Here is a 4,551-nt window from a genome sequence, read left to right on the forward strand (position 1 = left end):
CCTTTGTACTGTGCTCTCAGTGCCGCCAGCGTGGCGGCGAGGCTAGCTTGGCCACAGGAAAGTCGCGTTGCCTCGCGCCCGCCGTTCAGCGGCGGCACAGACATCCCGTTCGGGCCTACCACGAAGAACGCGCGCTGGTTCACGGTCGAGAGGTCGGGAACCGTCCCGGCGAGTTCGCCAACAAGACCATGATGGATCCGCGGGAGCTCGCCCACGATCACCACGACATCGGCACGCCGGCGCGTCTCTCCGGGGGCGACGGTCATTGCCCCCTTGTCCGTAAAAAGCGCAGTCTCCCGGGCAAGTGCCGCGCCATCGGCATGGTCGTATGCCGCGCCAGCCCTCTCAGCCAGCGCGATCGCCGCCCTCGTGCCGTCTATATCCGTATCAAAGCTGAAAACCGGGCACCGACTTGACGACAGTAGCGACGCGGCATGCGCAGCCGCGCGCTCAATCAGCGCTTCCCGGTTGCCGATCCAAGCAACCGCCATTCGCTAAACTACTTTCTGGTGCCGCCACGATCCTAGACGAAACTGGATTGGCCGTGAACCCCACCTTGCAGCGGATCAGCGAATGTTTTCATACGCTATCAACAAATTCCGACCCTGCTTAGTCATATTTGACGTAAGCGAAGCGTTGATCGGTCAGCGGAGTGCCCTCCAGCGCCCCGCCTTCCTTGGCCGGCTGCCACTGGACAACATCCTCGATCTTTTTCGCCAACTCGAAATCCTTGTCGGTAATGCCTTTCGCCGCATGGTTCATCAGGCGCACCTCGACCCAGGCATAGGAGGCGGTGATATCGGGATGGTGCCACGCCGCCTCGGCGAGATGGCCAACCGTGTTGATGACCATCAGCGTCGATTTCCAGCTGTGGGTCTTGTATTTGCGCCGGATCCAGCCGTTTTCGTAGCGCCATTTTGGCAGCTCCTTCTCAAGCCGCTCGGCGATCTCGGCTTCCGAATAGACCTTTTCCTTGACTGTCTCGTTCATCTCGACCTCCGCGAATTGCTCGGTCTGTCTACACGCCGGAGCCGGCAAACACCTGGATGCATTCTCTTTGGCTTGCTCCATCGACGAAAACAGTTATCATGGTACCGGGCACCTAAACTTCCATGATGCATCCATGATGCACCCATCGGGGGGCAGATGTCGAATTCTGTTACCATACGAGTGCCCGCTCGCCTGCACCTTGGCTTCCTTGATCTTAATGGCGATGCCGGACGGCGGTTCGGCAGCGTCGGGCTTCCATTGAGCGAACCCGAAACCGTCGTCACCCTGTCGCGATCCGGCGAGACCATCGTCGAAGGCTCCGAGAGCACCCGCGCCAGCGAGCATCTGTCGACGCTCTGCAAGCATCTCGGCATTCGCGGCCAGCACCATCTGGTGGTCGAGCAGTCGATCCCCAGTCATGCGGGTCTGGGGTCCGGCACGCAGATCGCCCTTGCCGTCGCCTCGGCGTTGCGCACTCTCCATAATTTGCCTCTGGATATCGCCGGCGACGCGAGCCTGCTCGAGCGGGGCGGCCGGTCCGGCATCGGCATCGCAAGTTTCGAAGATGGCGGCGTCATAGTCGACGCCGGCAAGAACGACCGCGGCGGAACGCCTCCGGTCGTCGCGCGGCTGCCGTTTCCGGAAGAGTGGCGCGTCATCCTCATCCTCGACCATTCCGGGCATGGACTGCATGGCGCTGCCGAGGTCGAGGCGTTTCGTTCGCTGCCGCCATTCCCAATGGCAGGCAGTGGGGAGATCTGCCGGAGGGTGCTGATGGGCATTATGCCGGCTTTGGTCGAGCGGGACCTTCCGGCATTCGGCGCCGCCGTCACCGCGATACAGATGCTGATCGGCAGCCATTTCGCCCCGGCGCAGGGCGGCGTGTTCACCTCGAAGCGGGTCGAGATGGCGGCCCACCGTCTCAATGAAGCAGGCGCCGTCGGCATCGGCCAGAGCTCCTGGGGGCCGACAGGCTTTGCCTTCGCGCCATCACATGACGCCGCACTCAAGTTCGTCGACGCGGTTCGGAAGACGACAATTGAGGACGGCCTTGAGATCAAGATCGTCAAGGGCAGGAACTCCGGCGCGAAGATCAGCTCAACCAGGCTGAATCTCGTCGGCAGCTGACGCTCCCGTTTCAGGCAGAAAGGCAAGAAATGGCCCGCAAACACATCCTGCACATGCTGACACCGTTGAAGCAGATGAGCCCCTTCGACGTGAACATGGCGCTCGACGCAGGTTTCGACGCCGTCGTCCCCTATGTTGATGTAAGCCTCGCCGAAGTGACAGGCTTGGTCCAGGACGCGATCTTTTCGCGCCCCCCGGATGCGGGTGTCGACACCGGCATCTTCATCGCCGGGAAGGACGCCTCGTTGGCGCTCGACATGTTCGACGCCGCGAAGAAGGCGATGGTGCCGCCTTTCCAGGTTTCGGTGTTTGCCGATCCGGCCGGCTCGTTCACCACGGCCGCGGCGATGGTGGCCAAGGTCGAAAAGGCGCTGGAGAAGAAATTGCAGCGTGCGCTCAGGGATACGAGGGTAGCTGTTTTCGGTGCCACCGGCGTCGTCGGCTTCTGCACCGCCGTCATCGCGGCAGGGGAAGGTGCCCGGGTCACACTTGTCGGCCATGACGGCATCGAGAGGGTCAAGCAGATCGCGGCCGAGATCGAAAGCAGATTCAACATCATCGTCGATGCCGCTGACGGATCGAGCGACGCACGCAAGACAAAGCTGGTCGAGGCAAACGAAATTATCCTGGCTTGCGCCAAAGCTGGCGTCCAGGTGGTCTCCAAAGCCCAATTGCAAGGCAATGACCTGCTTATTGCGGCCGACGTCAATGCCGTTCCCCCGGCCGGTATCGAAGGATTGGCCGTCAATGCCAATGGTGATCCACTCGAAGCGGCAAAAGCTGTCGGCATTGGTCCGCTTGCCATTGGCAATGTCAAATATAAGGTCGAATTCGGTCTCTTCAAAAGAATGATCGAATCCGAAAAGACGATCACGCTCGATTTTCAGGAAGCGTTTTCCCTTGCACGCGAGATTGCCAAGTAACGCCGGATCTCTCTTGATCGCGGCAATTTCAGGCCGGGCGCTGGCCGCCGCCGCGCGCCGCGCCGGCTATCGTCCGCTGGTTGCCGATTTCTTTTGCGATACGGACACCGTCGCGCTCGCAGGACGCGCGACGATGCTGCCGGGCGACCTGCAGAGGGGCATCGACGGCGAGCGCATCGTCGACACGCTTCGGCGATTGGCTGGCGACGACCTGCCGGTCGCCATTATCCTGGGCTCAGGGTTTGAGCGGATGCCTGAGACCGTGGAGGAGATCGCGCGACACTTTCCGCTCGCAGGCAACGGCGGCGCCGCGATCCGCAGGATCAAGGATCCGCAGTTGCTGGCCGATGATTGCGCCGAACTTGGCATCCCGCATCCGCAATTGCGATGGGACCAGCCGCCTGATCGGGAGAACTGGGTGGTCAAGACCGCGGGTGGCGCCGGCGGCGGGCACGTCAGACGAGCAGCCGGAGAAAGCCCGACCGCCGGCCGCTATTTCCAGCGCTTCGTTGCCGGACGCAGCATTTCGGCCCTGTTCGTCGGCAACGGGCAAACCGCGCACGTCGTGGGCTTCAGCCAACAATGGACGTCCCCCTCCCCAACAGCGCCCTATCGCTACGGCGGCGCCGTGCGGTTGAGACGCTTCGCTCGCAAACAGGCGGCGGTGATCGGCGGTTGGCTCTCAAGTCTGACGCGGCGCGCCGGCCTGGTTGGATTGTGCAGCGCCGATCTTATCCGCGGGCCGGACGGCTACAAGTTCATCGAAATCAATCCGAGGCCGGGCGCCACCTTGGACATTTTCGACGATGTCGACGCGCCATTGATCGAAGCGCATCTGCGCGCCGCGACGGGTCAGGTCTTCCGCTTGCCGCGCTTCCTCGATTCGATGGCGTCGATGGTGACTTACGCCGCGACGCCAATCACTCACTTTCCGTCGATCGCCTGGCCTGAATGGACAGCGGACCAGCAGTCGGCTGGCACCCGTCTGATTGCCGGCGACCCTGTCTGCACGGTCTTCGCGCGCGGGCCGAGCGCCCAATCGACCAAGCGACTCATCAAGGGACAAGCCAGTCAATTGCAACTCCAATGGGAAGGAGACCGGACATGAAAGACGGTTCGGCATTCCTGAACGACAATGCACAGCGCATCGTTGACGGCATGATCGGCGACGCCGAACGCCTGCGCATCGTCGTTTCCAGGGGGCCATTGGGCGAGCGCCTGATCGATGCCGGCGCCAAGACCGTAGGCAGCGTCGAAGCCGGGCTGCGCATGGTTGAGGCCGCGATGGGCGGTCTCGGCAGCGTTTCTGTGTTCATGGATCGCGCGTCACAGCAATGGCCGTTCACTGTCGAAGCGCGATCTTCGCAGCCGGTGCTAGCCTGCCTGGGCAGCCAATATGCGGGCTGGAACCTGTCTGGCCAGGACTATTTCGCGATGGGATCTGGGCCGGCGCGCGCCCTCGCCCGGGTCGAACCGCTGTTCGAAACACTTTCCTATCGCGACATCGCAT

Annotated in this window: 5 protein-coding genes and 1 pseudogene; 4 read left to right on the top strand and 2 right to left on the bottom strand. The window is 62.4% G+C overall.

All coding sequences use genetic code 11. The features are described 5' to 3' along the window. Together EN750_RS19950 and EN750_RS19955 are read right to left on the bottom strand one after the other, a co-directional pair. Window positions 1-491: pseudogene (locus EN750_RS19950) on the bottom strand (tungsten formylmethanofuran dehydrogenase); the annotation flags it as partial. 118 nt (window positions 492-609) lie between these two features. After that, window positions 610-990, bottom strand: a complete 381-nt coding sequence (locus tag EN750_RS19955) for a 4a-hydroxytetrahydrobiopterin dehydratase (protein WP_027036898.1) — start codon at window positions 988-990, stop codon at window positions 610-612. A gap of 156 nt (window positions 991-1,146) precedes the next feature. On the opposite strand from EN750_RS19955, the gene EN750_RS19960 reads away from it, so the two are divergent. The 4 genes from EN750_RS19960 to EN750_RS19975 form a co-directional block, all read left to right on the top strand. Then, window positions 1,147-2,118 (top strand): beta-ribofuranosylaminobenzene 5'-phosphate synthase family protein, encoded by a 972-nt coding sequence (locus tag EN750_RS19960; protein ID WP_127397427.1) that lies wholly within the window; start codon window positions 1,147-1,149, stop codon window positions 2,116-2,118. A gap of 29 nt (window positions 2,119-2,147) precedes the next feature. After that, window positions 2,148-3,041 carry an NAD(P)-dependent methylenetetrahydromethanopterin dehydrogenase gene (locus tag EN750_RS19965; protein ID WP_127397428.1) on the top strand — a complete coding sequence of 298 codons (894 nt, stop codon included), beginning with the start codon at window positions 2,148-2,150 and terminating at the stop codon, window positions 3,039-3,041. Between the two features lie 13 nt (window positions 3,042-3,054). Next, complete coding sequence (locus tag EN750_RS19970) at window positions 3,055-4,149, top strand: ATP-grasp domain-containing protein (protein WP_127397429.1); 1,095 nt, start codon at window positions 3,055-3,057, stop codon at window positions 4,147-4,149. Beyond that, window positions 4,146-4,551: methenyltetrahydromethanopterin cyclohydrolase (locus tag EN750_RS19975; protein WP_245482751.1), on the top strand; the 406-nt coding region annotated here is incomplete at its 3' end. The genes EN750_RS19970 and EN750_RS19975, both read left to right, overlap by 4 nt.

The sequence above is a fragment of the Mesorhizobium sp. M7A.F.Ca.ET.027.03.2.1 genome (genome assembly GCF_003999175.1).
Classification (GTDB): domain Bacteria; phylum Pseudomonadota; class Alphaproteobacteria; order Rhizobiales; family Rhizobiaceae; genus Mesorhizobium.